Origin of the sequence: Streptomyces collinus Tu 365 (assembly GCF_000444875.1) — a bacterium.
GTDB classification, from domain to species: domain Bacteria; phylum Actinomycetota; class Actinomycetes; order Streptomycetales; family Streptomycetaceae; genus Streptomyces; species Streptomyces collinus_A.
In genome coordinates, this window is sequence record NC_021985.1 from 338,327 (window position 1) to 352,466 (window position 14,140).

Annotated in this window: 14 protein-coding genes and 2 pseudogenes; 8 read left to right on the forward strand and 8 right to left on the reverse strand. The window is 69.4% G+C overall.

Annotation, left to right across the window (positions count from 1 at the left end):
- Positions 1-200 precede the first annotated feature (200 nt).
- The gene (locus B446_RS01345) at positions 201-911 is read right to left on the reverse strand and encodes a TetR/AcrR family transcriptional regulator (RefSeq protein ID WP_020937597.1); all 711 of its coding nucleotides are present in this window, start codon (positions 909-911) and stop codon (positions 201-203) included.
- Between the two features lie 115 nt (positions 912-1,026).
- On the opposite strand from B446_RS01345, the gene B446_RS01350 reads away from it, so the two are divergent.
- The 5 genes from B446_RS01350 (at position 1,027) to B446_RS01370 (ending at position 3,732) form a co-directional block, all read left to right on the forward strand.
- A complete protein-coding gene (locus tag B446_RS01350) occupies positions 1,027-1,425 on the forward strand; it encodes a VOC family protein (RefSeq protein ID WP_043477183.1) in 399 nt (132 codons plus the stop codon).
- Between the two features lie 96 nt (positions 1,426-1,521).
- On the forward strand, positions 1,522-2,001 hold the full coding sequence (locus B446_RS01355) for a hypothetical protein (RefSeq protein ID WP_020937599.1): 480 nt from the start codon (positions 1,522-1,524) through the stop codon (positions 1,999-2,001).
- Between the two features lie 227 nt (positions 2,002-2,228).
- The gene (locus B446_RS01360; RefSeq protein ID WP_020937600.1) at positions 2,229-2,660 is read left to right on the forward strand and encodes an Hsp20/alpha crystallin family protein; all 432 of its coding nucleotides are present in this window, start codon (positions 2,229-2,231) and stop codon (positions 2,658-2,660) included.
- Between the two features lie 106 nt (positions 2,661-2,766).
- A complete protein-coding gene (locus B446_RS01365) occupies positions 2,767-3,162 on the forward strand; it encodes a DUF2267 domain-containing protein (RefSeq protein WP_043477186.1) in 396 nt (131 codons plus the stop codon).
- A 72-nt stretch (positions 3,163-3,234) separates the two neighbouring features.
- Positions 3,235-3,732, forward strand: coding sequence for a DUF2267 domain-containing protein (locus tag B446_RS01370; RefSeq protein WP_020937602.1), 498 nt, complete (start codon positions 3,235-3,237; stop codon positions 3,730-3,732).
- Positions 3,733-3,805: 73 nt separating this feature from the next.
- On the opposite strand, the gene B446_RS01375 is transcribed toward B446_RS01370, so the two are convergent.
- The 4 genes from B446_RS01375 to B446_RS01390 all read right to left on the reverse strand — a co-directional run bounded on the left by B446_RS01375 (position 3,806) and on the right by B446_RS01390 (position 8,795).
- Positions 3,806-4,981: a zinc-dependent alcohol dehydrogenase gene (locus tag B446_RS01375; protein WP_020937603.1), complete on the reverse strand. Its 1,176-nt coding sequence runs from the start codon at positions 4,979-4,981 to the stop codon at positions 3,806-3,808.
- Entirely contained in the window at positions 4,978-5,916 is a 939-nt protein-coding gene (locus B446_RS01380; RefSeq protein ID WP_043474493.1) for an SRPBCC family protein, read from the reverse strand. The genes B446_RS01375 and B446_RS01380 overlap by 4 nt, the downstream gene beginning before the upstream one ends.
- A 289-nt stretch (positions 5,917-6,205) precedes the next feature.
- Positions 6,206-7,381, reverse strand: a complete 1,176-nt coding sequence (locus B446_RS01385; protein WP_052352100.1) for a glutathione-independent formaldehyde dehydrogenase — start codon at positions 7,379-7,381, stop codon at positions 6,206-6,208.
- A gap of 286 nt (positions 7,382-7,667) precedes the next feature.
- Positions 7,668-8,795 carry a hypothetical protein gene (locus tag B446_RS01390; RefSeq protein WP_020937606.1) on the reverse strand — a complete coding sequence of 376 codons (1,128 nt, stop codon included), beginning with the start codon at positions 8,793-8,795 and terminating at the stop codon, positions 7,668-7,670.
- Positions 8,796-9,016: 221 nt separating this feature from the next.
- Between B446_RS01390 and B446_RS01395 the strand changes: the two are divergent.
- Positions 9,017-10,216, forward strand: a pseudogene (locus tag B446_RS01395) (PP2C family protein-serine/threonine phosphatase); the annotation flags it as partial.
- Between the two features lie 210 nt (positions 10,217-10,426).
- Here B446_RS01395 and B446_RS01400 read toward each other — a convergent pair.
- Positions 10,427-10,855, reverse strand: a complete 429-nt coding sequence (locus B446_RS01400) for an STAS domain-containing protein (protein ID WP_078614601.1) — start codon at positions 10,853-10,855, stop codon at positions 10,427-10,429.
- Between the two features lie 128 nt (positions 10,856-10,983).
- Between B446_RS01400 and B446_RS01405 the strand changes: the two genes are divergently transcribed.
- A complete protein-coding gene (locus tag B446_RS01405) occupies positions 10,984-11,334 on the forward strand; it encodes a helix-turn-helix transcriptional regulator (RefSeq protein ID WP_020937608.1) in 351 nt (116 codons plus the stop codon).
- Positions 11,335-11,473: 139 nt separating this feature from the next.
- Positions 11,474-11,701: pseudogene (locus B446_RS41060) on the forward strand (AraC family transcriptional regulator ligand-binding domain-containing protein); the annotation flags it as partial.
- A 302-nt stretch (positions 11,702-12,003) separates the two neighbouring features.
- On the opposite strand, the gene B446_RS01410 reads toward B446_RS41060, so the two are convergent.
- Complete coding sequence (locus B446_RS01410) at positions 12,004-12,174, reverse strand: DUF5670 family protein (protein WP_011113206.1); 171 nt, start codon at positions 12,172-12,174, stop codon at positions 12,004-12,006.
- Between the two features lie 260 nt (positions 12,175-12,434).
- Positions 12,435-14,039, reverse strand: a complete 1,605-nt coding sequence (locus B446_RS01415) for a phospholipase D family protein (protein WP_020937609.1) — start codon at positions 14,037-14,039, stop codon at positions 12,435-12,437.
- Between the last annotated feature and the right edge of the window lie 101 nt (positions 14,040-14,140).

A 14,140-nucleotide genomic window follows, 5' to 3' on the forward strand; every position in this document is an offset into this window, starting at 1 on the left:
TGGCCGAGGCCGCCAGGGCGACGTTCGCGTCATCGACGCCGACACCCGTCCAGTCGTCGTGGTCGGCCGGCCCGTGGGCGCCGCTAGTCCGCTGCTGTCGGTTCGAGGTGGCAGCGGCTGACGGTGGTCTCCCGGATGTCGATCCGATCCGTCCCGAGACCCAGAAAGGGCGAAGGCTCCGATCGGCGGCACCTGGCCGGTTATGGCTTCTTCGGTTCCCTGTCGGGCCGCGTGACGGCCCGCGGTGGGCTGCCGGCCGTACCGACCGAGGCGTAGTCGGCGAGCGAGGACTCCAGCAGGCCGAAGGCGCGGTCCGCCTCCGCGATGACGGTGGCGGAGATTCCGGCGTTGTCCTGGCCGGCGAGGGTGAGTTCCTGGATGCGCTGGAACAGGGTGCGGTGTACGGCGCCGAGCAGGGCGGCGGCGGTGCGGGGGGTGATGTCGCCGCGGGGTGTGCCGGTGGTGTCCGCCAAGGCGGCGGCCAAGGCGGCCTCTCGCAGGTCGTGCAGCTCACGCAGGCGGGCCGAGAGGGTGGGGCTGTCGGCGATCATGTGGGCGAAACCGGGGCCGGAGAATCCGGCGACCGGGTCGGCTGCGGCGGCCGCGTCGGCGAAGGCACGGCGCAGGGCGGTCAGGACGGACTCGCCTGCCTGACGGCCGCTCACCGTAGCGGCCAGGGACGCGACGAAGGTGTCCTGGTGGTCCAGGGCCAGGTCCTCTTTGCGCGGGAAGTAGTTGGTCACCGTCTTCTTCGCCACCCGCGCGGCGGCGGCGATCTCGGCGATGGTGGTCTGCTCGAAGCCCTGACTGAGGAACAGGTCGGTGGCGACATCGGAGATGAGCTGCCGGGTCTCTTGCTTCTTCGCTTCTCGCAGCCCTGGGGGCGCGGGCGGGGTGGCGTCGCGCGACATGGAAGGGATCTTACCCTCGTAGCATTTTTATGTTGACACGACCCAGGGCTGGCGGCATAAATTTACGTCGGTACTAACTTTGCCATGAACCGACGAACAGATGTGGGGAAACACCTTGCGGATCACCGCGTCCACCGTCTCGCTCACCGTCGACGACGTCGCCGCCTCGAAGCGGTTCTTCACCACCCACCTCGGCTACGTGGAGCAGGCCGCCGCCGAGGGGTTCGCCTCCCTTTCACGCGACGACGACGCTGTGGACGTCGTCCTCCTCGCCCGCGGCACCGAGGTGCTGCCGGCCGACCAACGCGACCGGCACGCCGGCGGCCTGATCCTCGCCTTCACCACCTCCGGCATCGAGCACGAGGAGAAACGGCTGCGGGCCGAGGGCGTTGAGATCACCATGCCACTGCGGGAGGAGCCCTGGGGTGAACGCCTCTTCCAGATCGCCGACCCCAACGGCGTGATCGTTCAGTTCGTCGAGTGGGCCACCCCGTCCGGCCCCGAGCACGCTTGACAGTGCAAGCTGACGGTCCCCGGCTCGGTAAGCGAGCGAGTGCCAGGCCGTAAAGCCACTGGCGCCGGCCGCACCTGCTTCGACAAGCTGCGGCACATGGATTGGACGCCCCTGCTCTCCACGCTGACCGGTGCCGTCATCGGCATCGCGGCCACTTTGATCGCCGACCGCAACCGGTGGCGGCGGGAGGAAACCAGGCACGCCCTCGAAGTACGGCGCGAGGTCTACACGGAGTACGTGTCCGCCCTCAAAGCCGCGGGTGAGGAGATACGGGCCGTCGCCCTGGGCGACCACATGTCCGAAGCCGCGCGCGACGCGGCGGTGCGGGAAGCCGTGCGCGGCACCGGCATCTACACGGCGAGCGAACGCCTCTGGCTCATGGGCACCCCGCAGGTCGTGGAGGCGGGGAACGAGGCGTTCCACTGCCTGCGCTCGATCCGCGACGCCTACACCCGTGGCGTGGCTGTCGGCTCCGCCGACGACGCGCCCTTGATAGAGCGGCGGCGCAAGGCCATGGCACGGATGCGTCGCGTCATGCGTGAGGACTTGGGTATCGGCCCCCTCGGGATCGAGTGATGCAGCTCGGGCAGCTCGTTCCGGAAGGGGGGTCCAGGTACCGACCGACCACCCCGACCTCGCCACCCAGCCGGCGGGTGGCCTGGACGCGTGTTCGCGGGGTCATGGACACCAGGTGGTCATCCTTTGGACGACCACCTGTTTGTCATCCATTGGATGACATGCTACAACGGTGTCAGTGAGGCGCATTGGCAGCAACTGCCCGAACCCGCTGGAGGTGTTTTCCGATGTTGATGCGCACTGACCCCTTCCGTGAGCTGGACCGGCTGGCCCAGCAGCTGATGAGTCCGGGCACCTGGTCGCGGCCGTCCCCCATGCCGATGGACGCCTACCGCGAGGGTGACCAGTACGTGGTGGCCCTGGACATCCCCGGCGTCAGCGCGGACGCGATCGACATCGACGTCGAACGCAACATGCTGACCGTCAAGGCGGAGCGCCGGCCCGTGACGAAGGCCGACGACGTGCAGATGGAGCTGTCGGAACGGCCGCTGGGTGTCTTCTCCCGCCAGCTCGTGCTCGCCGACACGCTGGACACCGAGCACATCCAGGCCGACTACGACGCAGGTGTGCTCACCCTGCGCATCCCGATCGCCGAGCGCGCCAAGCCCCGCAAGATCGCCATCGGCGTCGGATCCGGCCGCAAGGAGATCTCCGGCTGAGCCGGACTCGAGGAGGGGCGAACAGCGGCGGAGGACGGGCATCCATCTGATCTCCCCCCGCCTGTCCTCCGCGCCCCGTGGGCCTGAGGAAGGGGTGGCAGCCGACGTGACGGTGCGACGGGAAGCGTTCCTCCAGCATGTGAAGGAACGCGGTGAATACGGAACCTTGCAGGAAGCCGAACGCGCGGCCCGCGTGGTGCTCGCCCTGCTGGGCGCTCACTTGGTCGGCGAGGTACGTGCCCAGCTGGCGGCGCGCCTGCCCGAAGGCTTCGCCTTGATCCTTCTCAACCCGCTGCAGAGCGCCGAGCCGCTACCTCCGGAGCGGTTCGTGCGGGCGACCGCGGCCTGGATCGAGGGTGCCACCGAACAGACCGCTGCCTGGGACGTCAGCGCCGTCCTGTCCACGGTTGCCGACGCCACCGGCGACGACCTCCTCGAACAGATCCTGCTCCAGCTCCCCGCAGGCTACGACCTGCTCTTCGGCCGCCCCCAGCCCACCTGACCACCCACCCCGGTGACCCTGTGACCGCACCGGCCACCACGACCTGGTGACAGAAAGGCAACCACCGCAGTGATGTCCGACCCCAGCGCACCGCTCCCGCAGCCCTACGGCAGGGCGTACGAGCAGATGCTGGAAAAGGTCCGCCATGACGGCGCCTACCCCTCCCGGGAGAAGGCCGAGGAAGCCGTCCGTCTCGTACTGTCGGGACTGGGACGACAGCTGGCCGGCGACGAACGCGTCGAACTGGCCGCCCGTCTCCCCGTCGAAGCCGCGCGCATCCTCACCGCCCAGATTCCCGGCACCCAGCCGCTGGGCGGCTGGGCATTCGTCAGGGACCTCGCCGCCCGCACCGGCGCCTCCCTGGCCACCACCCGCTGGGACACGGGATCCGTCCTCTCCGCCGTCGCGGCCCACGCCGGCCCCGACCTGCTGACCCGCATCCTGCACCAACTCCCCTCCGGCTACGCGCTGCTGTTCGGCCGCGCCGAACTCACCCAAGCCGCCGCACACACGGGCGCGTCTTTCCGGCGTCACAGTGTGTCGGCGAGGAGCCTGCTGCGGCACCCGTAACCACCACGACGCCTTCTGCCTCTCACCCAGCGGGCCGCTCAGCGAGACACGGTGCCGCGATCCCTCGCGTTCCTCACGGCTTGAGGACGACCTTCTCGCAGTGGTCCTTCTTGTTCTTGAACAGGTCGTAGCCGGTCGGTGCCTCGGTCAGGGGCAGCCGGTGGGTGATGATCCGGGTGGGGTCGAGCTTGCCCCGTTCGATCAGCCCCAGCAGCGGCTTCATGTACTTGTGCACGTGGCACTGTCCGGTGCGCAAGGTCAGGGACCTGTTCATCCAGGCACCCGCCGGGAACTTGTCGATCACCCCGCCGTAGACGCCGATGACCGACACCACGCCTCCGCTGCGGCAGGACAGGATGGCCTGGCGCAGGGCGTGCGGCCGGTCGGTCTCGGAGCGGACCGCCTGCTTGGCGCGGTCGTAGAGGTGGACGTGGGAGGCGCCGTGTGTGGCCTCCATGCCGACAGCGTCGATGCACTTGTCGGGGCCCCGGCCGCCGGTGAGTTCGAGCAGTGCCGACCGTACGTCGGTGTCCTCGAAGTTGATGGTGGTGTAGCCCTGGGCGGCGGCCATGTCGAGCCGGTAGGGCTCCTTGTCGATCGCGATGACCTTCTCCGCGCCCAGGACCCGGGCGCTGTCCATGGCGAACTGGCCGACCGGGCCGGCGCCCCAGACGGCGACGACGTCACCTTCCTGGATGTCGCACATGTCGGCGCCCATGTACCCGGTCGGCAGGATGTCGGACAGGAACAGCACCTGCTCGTCGGTGAGGTCCGACTCGATCTTCAGCGCGTTGGCGTCGGCGAGCACCACGCGGGCGTACTCGGCCTGGCCGCCGGCGAAGCCGCCGGTGAGGTGGGAGTAGCCGTAGATGCCGGCGGTGGGGTGGCCGAAGAACTTCTCCGAGATGCCGGCGTTGGGGTTGGTGTTCTCGCAACACGAGTACAGCTCCGCGCGGCAGGACGCGCAGGCGCCGCAGGCGATGGGGAAGGGCACGACGACCCGGTCCCCGACGCGCAGTTTGCCGTCGCTGATGCCGGGGCCGACCTCCACGACCTCTCCCATGAACTCGTGGCCCATGATGTCGCCCTTTTCCATGGTGGGGACGTAGCCGTCGAGCAGGTGCAGGTCGGAGCCGCAGATCGCCGTGGACGTGATCTTCACGATGGCGTCACGGTTGTTGAGGATCGACGGGTCGGGGACGTCTTGCACCTCGACCGAGTTGCGTCCCGTCCAGCAGTTCGCCTTCATGCCAGGGCCTCCTTCAGTTCGTCCTCGGTCAGCGGTCGGGCCGGGTGCTGCGGGAACTCGCCTCGGGCCCGCTTGCCGCCGGGTGCGCCCTCGGAGCGGACGACCTCGCCGGTCTCCGCGATCTGCTTGAAGCGGCGCAGGTCGTCGTCCAGTTGCTGGTGCGGTTCCTCGCCGAAGTAGCGTGCCGCTGCCTTTCCCAGCGCCCCGCCGGGCAGGTCGTAGCGCAGGGTCACCCGGATCTCCGTGCCCCGGTTGCCGGGAGCGTGTACGAAGCGGACCTCGCCGGCGTTGTCGATGTCGGCTCCGTCCACCGACTGCCAGGCGATCAGCCGGCCGGGAATGTCCTGCGTGGTCTCGGCGTCCCATTCGACCGTCTTGCCGAACGGCGCGCTCGCCCGCCAGTGGCTGGTGCGCGGGCCGGTGACGCGCACCTCGTCCAAGTGCGCCATGAAGTCGGGCAGTCGCTGCAGATCGCTCCACAGGGCGTAGACGTCGTCCGGGGGTTGGGCGACGGTGGCGGTCGCGGTCAGTTCCATGGGGGTGCTCCTACGGGTGCGGGTCACGGCCGCGTAGACGTCCGTGGCCGTGATGGCGGTGACCGCGGCGGTCGCGGCGGCGGTGCGGCCCAGGCCGCGGCCGTTGTGGTTCTTCAGGGCCCGGGTCAGCATCGTCAGATCCATGAGGTCGCCGCCCACGCGGCCCCAGAGCCAGGCGGGGTGCGGCCGTGCCAGCAGTCCGGTCGCCGCCGCCAGCTCGCGCACACCGACGGCGGTCGTGGCGGAGCGGTGCCGGAAAGCGTCACCCACGCCCAGAGCCCGGGCGAAGCCCGCGGGGGCGAGGACCTGCGGCACGCCAAGGAGCGCGCTGGCCCAGCCCAGGCCCCGGACGAGCGGATCCTGTCGCAGATGTGAGGTGGAGCGGGTAGCTGTCTTCATAGGTGCTCCCAACATGCGGTCAGCCCACTGGAGTGAGAACGAGTGAGAACGTGAACGGCGCACAGCGGACCACGGCGGAGTTTCCGTGTGGCTCGCATCTACTCCTCGGCGTGGCACTCCCGTCACCGACCGCCGCCGCGGCAGTCCGCGCGCGGCGTGGACGCCGCCTCGGACACGGCAGGAACAGGGCGCCGACCGAGCGTCCGGCCCCGGTAGGAGCCGGGGCCGGACGGCGCTCGTCGGTCGGCCCTGTCGTGCGGGGAGCAGGCGGGCGGGAGCCCTGCGCTTGCTACCGCTTGTGGCCGTTGCCGTGTCCGTCGGGGTGCAGGACCACCTTGGTCCAGCCGTCGTCACGGGCGTCGAAGTGCTCGTAGGCGGTGGGGGCCTCGTCCAGGCCGAGTTCGTGGGAGACGACGAAGCTCGGCTTCGCCTTCCCGCCGGCGATCAGGTCCCGCAGGGCCCGGTTGTACCTCTTCACCGGCGCCTGCCCGGTCCCCATGTGCTGGCCCTTGAACCACATCATGCCGAAGTCGATGGGGACCTTGCCCTGCGCCTCCAGCTCGCCCTGGGCCTCCGCGCCGCCGGGGTCCTGGGGCAGGAACACGCCCACCACGCCGATGTGGCCGGTGAACCTGACCGAGTCGATCAGGCCGTTGAGCGTGAGACTGGCGTCCTCGTGGCCCTGGGGGTCGTGGGCCTGGTAACCGACGCATTCGCAGCCGTTGTCGGCGCCCAGACCGAGGGTGGCCTCCTTGACGACCTGCGCCGGGTCCTGCTCGGCGGTGTTGATGGGGATGGCCCCGATCTCCTCCGCCTTGCGCAGCCGGTCGGGCTGGTGATCGGCCGTCCAGACGCGGCCGGCGCCCCGGAGGAGGGCGGAGTACGTCGCCATCAGCCCGACCGGACCGGCCCCGAAGACGATGGTCTGGTCACCCGGCTTGACGTGGGCCATCTCGGTGGCGTGATAGCCGGTGGGGAAGATGTCGGCGAGCATCACGTAGTCGGTCTGCCGCTCGGCGGCGTCCTCACCCAGACGCAGCGCGTTGAAGTCGCCGTAGGGCACGCGCAGCAGCTCCGCCTGGCCGCCCTGGTAGGGGCCCATGTCGGCGAAACCGTAGGCCGCTCCGGCGAGGGCGGGTTCCGGCTGCATGGTCAGGCAGTAGTTGGTCAGGCCCTGCTCGCACTGCTTGCAGAAGCCGCAGGCGATGTTGAAGGGCAGGACCACGTACTCGCCGACCTGCACCTTGCGCACCGCCGAGCCGACCTCCACCACCTGGCCCAGGTTCTCGTGCCCCAGGGTGCGGCCGGACTCGAACGAGGTGCGGCCCTCGTACATGTGCAGGTCCGAACCGCAGATGTTGGTCGTGGTGATCTTGACGATGATGTCGCAGGGATGCTCGATCTTCGCGTCCGGTACGTCCTTCACAGCGACCGTCCGCGGTCCTTCGTATACCGCAGCCTTCATGATGACTTCCCTCGATGTCGCGGCATGGCGGGATGGGGAAGGCGTGAAGGAGCCCGACTCCCGCACAAGCTGCGACGCGGTCCGCGGCCCGGCACGCCTCTGATGGCGTTCACCTCGGTCAGGGGGAACGATGATCCGCCGCCGGCCCGCTCGCCGGAGCGGAGCTTCAGCACTCGACGGCGTGCCGTGCGGGTCCCCGCCCCCCACGACGCGAAACAGCCCCCCACCGATCGATCGGCGGATTCCCCGTATCGGGACGGCCACCGGACCGACGGCGCATTTCCACTCAGGTCCCCCGCTGGTCACCGTCGTCCTCGACCAAGCGGCGGCGTTCCTGTTCCCGCTTGGAGTAGGCGGCTGCCCGGATCGCCTCATCGCTCTCCAGGCCCGATCCCAGCGCGCCGCCCACCGTGGCGGTGGAAGCGACGAACCAGGACAGGGTCCAGTACTCCGTGGCGGTCAGCGGGGTTCGTGTCGTGGAGGCGAAGACCTTGCCGTTGAGGATGAACAGCGCCCACACCAGATTGACGGCCAGAAGACCCGCGTAGCAGACGACCACCCCGATGCCGACGGTCATGATCGTGGACGCGTTGTAGAGAGTCGTCCTCTTCCTCTCCTCCGGGGAGCCGACTGCTGATCGATGCCACAACTCGGCGTCCACGATCAGCCAGCCGATCATGAGCGCAACGGATCCGACCGTGGCAATCACCAGGCGTGGCGTGCTCAGGGAGGTGGCCAGGGTCCAGATGGTGGAGTTCACGGTGGCGACCGCTCCCGTGGCGAGGGCGGCCGCCAGGGCTTTCGACAGGCCCGGTACCAGGCGCCACGGCCGGTTGGCGCGGACCATACCGCCGAGCACCCTCAGGTAACCGCGCGGCCCGCTGACGACGTACCGCAGATCGGCGCTCTCCTCCTCACCGACCTGGCCGGGGCGAATAGGCGCAAGACGACTGGCGAAACGTCCCAGCGGCTGCTGCTGGGGAGGTTCCCCGGCCCCGGTGGCCCGGGGAGTCGCCAGGCTCAACACGACCTTTTCCACCGCCAGCAGGGCCCTTCTCTGAAGACGCAGACCCCCCAGCGACGGAAGGGACAGCAGGGCAACGCCGTCTCCATGACACAGATCCACCACGAGCTTGCGTCCGTGTGAGTGCAGCGGAAGATCGGTGAGGGCCACGACGATGTCCCAGTGCTCCGCACGCCTGCGGTCCATGATCCGGCGCGTCAACGTGGACAGGTCCTCGGTACCCGCGGTGAAGGGCTCACTGACCACCTCGACGTCGAACCGCCGCCCCTGGCCCGACTCGCCGGCGAGCCGATCAGGAAGCACTCGGGCCAGCCGCTGCGCGATCTCCGTCGGCGCGTCCGGATCCGCCAGAAGAGCCACGACCGTCACGTCCTGCGATGACTCCCCCATGACCGGCCCCTTCCCATCGGTTGACCCGGCGCACACCAGTGCCCAGAATGTCCCCGATATAACGCCGACGCCGCGTGACACGCTGGCCCCCGGCGATACCGTCGGGCCTTACCCGGGAGCGCGGCCGAGCAACAGCGCCTCTCGTGCGGTTCCCTGTCGCGCCTCGGGAGGTACGAGAGGACGGTCGATGTGAGACTGAACGGGTAAGGAGTGATCTCCCCGTGCCGGATCTCACGCATGCGAGCGCCGACTCGGACCCCGCCGTCGATGAGAATCGGCTGGAACAGCTGATCACCGAGGCGCGGACGGCCCTGCCGGTGGAACTGCCCGCCCTGGCCGACCGGAGCGCAGCGGCCCTCGGCCTGGACAGCGCGCGGATCTACCTCGCCGACCTGCAACAACGGCTGCTCGTCCCCATCGACGACGCCTTGGATCCGTTGCCGGTGGAGGGCTCATCGGCCGGCTGGGCGTACCGCACGGTTTCCCCACGGGTAGCTGATGCCGGCGACGGCTTGATCGTATGGATGCCGCTGGTCGACGGTGCGGAGCGGTTGGGCGTGCTGGCGGTGCAGACGGCCGTGCTCGACGGCGTGCTGATGCGCCGCAGTCGGATGCTGGCCTCATTCTTCGCGATGGTGATCTCCTCCAAGCGTGCCTACAGCGACTGGCTCGCCACCCGCACCCGCACCGCGGCCATGACATTGCCCGCCGAGATGCTGCGGGCCTTCCTGCCACCGCGCACCATCGGCAGCAGCAGGTGCTTGTCGACTGCTGTCCTGGAACCGGCGTACGGCATCGCCGGCGACGCCTTCGACCACTCGGTGGTCAAGGACGAGCTGCACACCATGATCCTCGACGGCATGGGACATGATCTGCTCGCCGGTGTGACCACAGCGGTCGCCATGGCCGCGGCACGCAACACCCGACGTAGCGGCGGCCACCTGGCCGAGGTCGTCGACTCCATCGACCAGGCGCTCGCGTAGTGGCTGCCAGACCATTTCTGCACCGGTGTGCTGTGCCGGCTCTACGCGGACACCGGGGTGCTGCGCTGGGTCAACTGCGGCCACCCCACACCCCTGCTGATCCGTGACGAGCGGGTGCTCGCCGGGGCGCTGGACAGCCCCCCGCAGCCGCCGCTCGGCCTGGCCGGCCCATTCATCGCAGCACCACGGCAGGTCCACGAGATGAAACTCGAACCGGGTGACTGCGTCCTGCTGTACACCGACGGTGTCGTAGAAGCCCGCGACGCGGACGGCGAGGAGTTCGGCCTCAACCGGTTCAGCGACTTCATCATCCGCTCCGAGGCCGCCGGCGAGCGGCCGCCCGAGGTGCTGCGGCTACTCATCCACGCCATCCTCGACTACCAGCGCAACGAACTGCGTGACGACACAACCATCCTGCTCTTCGAGTGGCGCCCGCAGCACTCCCCCGCGAGCAGTCAGGCCGACAGCACAACAAGACGTGCCGGACACAGCGGCAGCTCGATCGACGGCGTCCGGCCGCGCTGATCAGCAGGAGCCGAGCCGACTGGTGAGGCAACTTCGTCGGGTGACACTGCGCCGACATGCCTGGGCGAGCGCAGGTCCGCGGAACCGCGGCACCTCGGGCTGCCGCCGGCCACGGCACTCGCCTCAGACGGCAGCGTGCATCTGCGAGGGCCGCGAGCAGGAAGGTGAGAAGAGATCTTGCGCTCCGATGAGATGGAGCAGCCTGTCGATCGCGGGGCTGGGGTCCTGGATGACGACGGTCTTGCTCGCGCTCAGGGCCCGCCGGCGCAGTTCCATCAGAACGCTCAGGCCGGCGCAGTCGCAGAAGCTGAGCCCGCTCAGATGCAGGTCGAGACCGCTCGCCGAGGCGGCGAGTGCTTCGCTCAGCCGACCGCGGAGCCGGTTGCCCGAGACGAGGTCGAGTTCGCCGCGCAGGGTGACACGGACCCGGTCGTCGCCCGGCGCGCACGACACCGCCAGCCGGCCCGGTGCAGGTGCCGCAGGTGCACTTCCACGCGGGCAGGGGACGCCCGGCACGGCGGGGAACTGTGCCCGGCGAGAAGGGTGCTGCATGGCTCACTCCCGGTGCGCTCGTCGCGGTCCGATCCAAGGTTCCCCCGAGCGGGAACACGCGTCAATATATACACGAACTTCAGTACGTGCTTTTGAATGCGTGTACAGGTCTTCGCTAGAGTGGAGGCATGGATGAGGTGCCCGAGCCCCACAACGGCTGGACGTTCCTGACGAACCACGCCCGCGTCCTCGCTGCCATCGCGGACAACCACAGCGCCCGCGTCCGCGACATCGCCGCCCGCTGCCGCATCACCGAACGCGCCGTGCAGAAGATCATCGCCGACCTGGAGCAGGCCGGCTACCTCTCGCACACCCGCCAAGGGCGCGGCAACACCTACCAGATCGACCCCGCCAAGATCCTGCGCCACCCGACCGAAGCAGACCAGGGCCTGACGGTGGCCACGCTCCTCGCCCTGCTCGCCCAGGACGAAGCCCACCGCATGACGCCAGACAGCGAACGCACTCACGCGCCTGCCTGACGGGCGGCAGGCCCTCGCACGAGGGCTCACCATCGCCCTGGTCACCGGCCACGGACCACCAGCCGTGCCGCAGGGCACGGGCCTCGCCGGTGAGAAGCAGGTGGTAGCGGCCGGCGCCGCTCACGCGAGCAGGCACTCGATGCGCTGTGGCGGCAGCTGGCGCCGTGCCTGGCGTTCGGTCTTCTGTGCCACATGGGACACGTGCTGTGCCCTCCGGGGCAGTCGCGGCCTCGGACAGCCGGATCGGAGCGGCGTGCACTTCACGCACACCGCGCCTGCAGAACCGAGCGCCCACCACGCCGTGTTCGGCTCAGTCGTGGAGTTCACCAGCAGCTTCAACGGCCTCACCCTGTACGCCGAAGACCTCGAGACGCCGAACACAGCCGCCGACCCCCAGCTTCTCGCTTACGCCACCCGTTCCGGGCCTGAGGGGCACCGTCGAAGCACTCGGCGGCATCCGTGCCGCCTTGGCGTGCGCAGCGGCCCCGCAGGCAGGAGGAGCAGGGTTCCACTGCTGGGCCTGCGGGGCCGGTGCATCACTCACGTACCCCGCGATGCGCCCGATACGCCCGATCCCTCCCAACCGCCCGCACAGCAGGGCTTGTCATGCGAGTGGGGCCCGGCCGTATCAGGCCGGGCCCCACTCACCTCGCACGTGGCGTCTGTCGTCTACCAGCGGTACCAACGGCCCTTGCGGCCGCCACTGTCCGCGGTGCGGACGACGAAGCCCAGCAGCCACACGACCAGCACGATCACCGCGATCCACCACAGCGCCTTCAACGCGAAACCCGCACCGAAGAGGATCAGAGCCAGCAGAAGAACCAGAAGCAGGGGAACCATAGCTATCAACCTCCTGGCCACCGAATGCCCTCACCTGTCGCCCACAAGCCCACAAAGTGGGAGTTAATTCCGCGATACACGGGGCACATTCACAGGCTGCGCGCCATGCAGCGTTCCCCCGGCCCCGCCCCTCACGCACCTTCGCCCTCTTCCGGCCGCCCCAGCACGGCAGCAAGCCACGACTCTGACTACTTGCGCCGCCAGGGGTTCTGGGCTGGGGTATGCCCGGCTGTTCTGCCTGGTCAACCTCCGGGACACGGTCAGTAGGCATCCTGCCGACGCAGGGAGCGCGGGCGGCCGTCGGGGTCGGCGACGACCCGGTAGAGCGGTTCGGTCAGGGCCCGTGTGACGCGGGACAGACGCGGCGGGTGATAGGTGCGCAGCCTTCCCGGCGGTCGTGGACCGTGACGGCCGCCGTCGTGCCACGCGTCCAGAGCGGCGGCCGAGTCGGCGTAGGCCGCAAAGGCGCGGCCCGGGTCGCAGAGAGCAGCCGCTTCCCCGTCCCCGTCGCGGTCGAGGTGTTCGAGATTCAACGACAACCGCAGCTCGCGCGCGAAGACACGGGCGCCGTCACCCAGGCCGCCGGGGTCCATCGGTTCACGGGGATCACGGGTCTCGTCGAGGACAGCGCAGCTGAGTTCCGAATCGTGGGTCCAGGAGCGCCGGTTGACGTTGTCGGAACCGACCGAGGCCCAGACATCGTCGATGACACAGACCTTCGCATGGACGTACACGGGCGTCCCGGCGTGGTTCTCCAGGCTGTAGACGGCCACTCGGTCACCGCCGCCCCGGCGCAGGACTTCCAGGGCGCGGATCCGGCCCAGCAGATTCATCGGTGTGCTGATCCGCCCTTCTTGGTCCGGAAGTGGCGGCAGGACGGCGATCATCCGCAGGCCCGGATGATCTGCGAGAGCCTGAGCGAACGGCCGGCAGGCACTCTCTGACCACAAGTACTGGTCCTCCAGGTAGATCAGCCGGCGTGCCCGCCGCAGAGCCTTCATGTAGGCGCGGGCGATGCTGCGTTCACCGTCGGGAGCGAACGGATAGCCCCTGAGGCGGTTCGGGTAGGTGCGCAGGACCTGGACCGTGTGGGAACCGCGGGGGCCCGGATCGGGTTGCTGTTCGGGGAGCGGATCCGCCTGAGTGTCCTCGCCCCGGAGTGCCGCCCGCAGCCGGCTGCGCGGGCTGCGACTGAGCGGAGCCGGGTCCGTCCACCGCTCACGGAACGTGGCCTCGACATCGCCCACGGCGGGCCCCCGCACCGCCAGCTGGACGTCATGCCAGGGCGGACGGGAACCGTAGGCGTTGGCGATGCGTTGTGCCTGCGGGTCACCTTGATGGGCGGCGTCGTCCCGACGGCTGTGGCACAGATCGATCCCGCCGACGAAGGCGACGTCCCGCTCGGGCCGACCCGGGTGGCGCAGCACCACGAACTTCTGATGGTGCGAGCCGCCCGGCCGCACGCGCATGTCGAGCAGGCACTCCCCTCCCGCCTCCTCGATCTCCTCCCCCAGGTGATAGTTCTCCTGTTCGCTGAACTGGAAACGATCCAGGTGCGAGCGCCACACCAGCCCCTTCACGACGACACCCCTGCGTGCGGCGTCGCGCAACACGTCGCCGATAGCGCTGTTTGGACCGTCCAGCAGCTCGTCGGGGTCACCCCGCCAGTCCGTGAACATCAAGATGTCACCGGCCCGCTGCGCCCGCACGGCCGCGAGCAGCTCGGCGAAGTACACCGCCCCGTGTACCAGGGGGCGGACGTCGTTGCCCGTGGACCACGCCGCACCGTCGGCATGACGGCGGTCCACCCGCGACGCGGGATTCCCGCGCTGAGCGGGGGTGAGCAGCCAGTCGGCGCGTTCCACGTGACAGCCCTTCCAGCCGACGGCCCTTCCGGGATCTCCTGGTAGATCCTTTACCCCCGGAGCGCCTGACCACGCGATTCCCACTCCGACAGTCCCGCGGC

Bases quoted from the DNA above. Each gene is read 5' to 3' on its own strand.
- B446_RS01385 (WP_052352100.1), bottom strand. From the start codon at position 7,381: ATGAAGGCTGCGGTATACGAAGGACCGCGGACGGTCGCTGTGAAGGAC.
- B446_RS01360 (WP_020937600.1), top strand. From the start codon at position 2,229: ATGTTGATGCGCACTGACCCCTTCCGTGAGCTGGACCGGCTGGCCCAG.
- B446_RS01380 (WP_043474493.1), bottom strand. From the start codon at position 5,916: ATGAAGACAGCTACCCGCTCCACCTCACATCTGCGACAGGATCCGCTC.
- B446_RS01390 (WP_020937606.1), bottom strand. From the start codon at position 8,795: ATGGGGGAGTCATCGCAGGACGTGACGGTCGTGGCTCTTCTGGCGGAT.
- B446_RS01355 (WP_020937599.1), top strand. From the start codon at position 1,522: ATGGATTGGACGCCCCTGCTCTCCACGCTGACCGGTGCCGTCATCGGC.
- B446_RS01345 (WP_020937597.1), bottom strand. From the start codon at position 911: ATGTCGCGCGACGCCACCCCGCCCGCGCCCCCAGGGCTGCGAGAAGCG.
- B446_RS01370 (WP_020937602.1), top strand. From the start codon at position 3,235: ATGTCCGACCCCAGCGCACCGCTCCCGCAGCCCTACGGCAGGGCGTAC.
- B446_RS01410 (WP_011113206.1), bottom strand. From the start codon at position 12,174: ATGGTTCCCCTGCTTCTGGTTCTTCTGCTGGCTCTGATCCTCTTCGGT.
- B446_RS01405 (WP_020937608.1), top strand. From the start codon at position 10,984: ATGGATGAGGTGCCCGAGCCCCACAACGGCTGGACGTTCCTGACGAAC.
- B446_RS01375 (WP_020937603.1), bottom strand. From the start codon at position 4,981: ATGAAGGCGAACTGCTGGACGGGACGCAACTCGGTCGAGGTGCAAGAC.
- B446_RS01400 (WP_078614601.1), bottom strand. From the start codon at position 10,855: ATGCAGCACCCTTCTCGCCGGGCACAGTTCCCCGCCGTGCCGGGCGTC.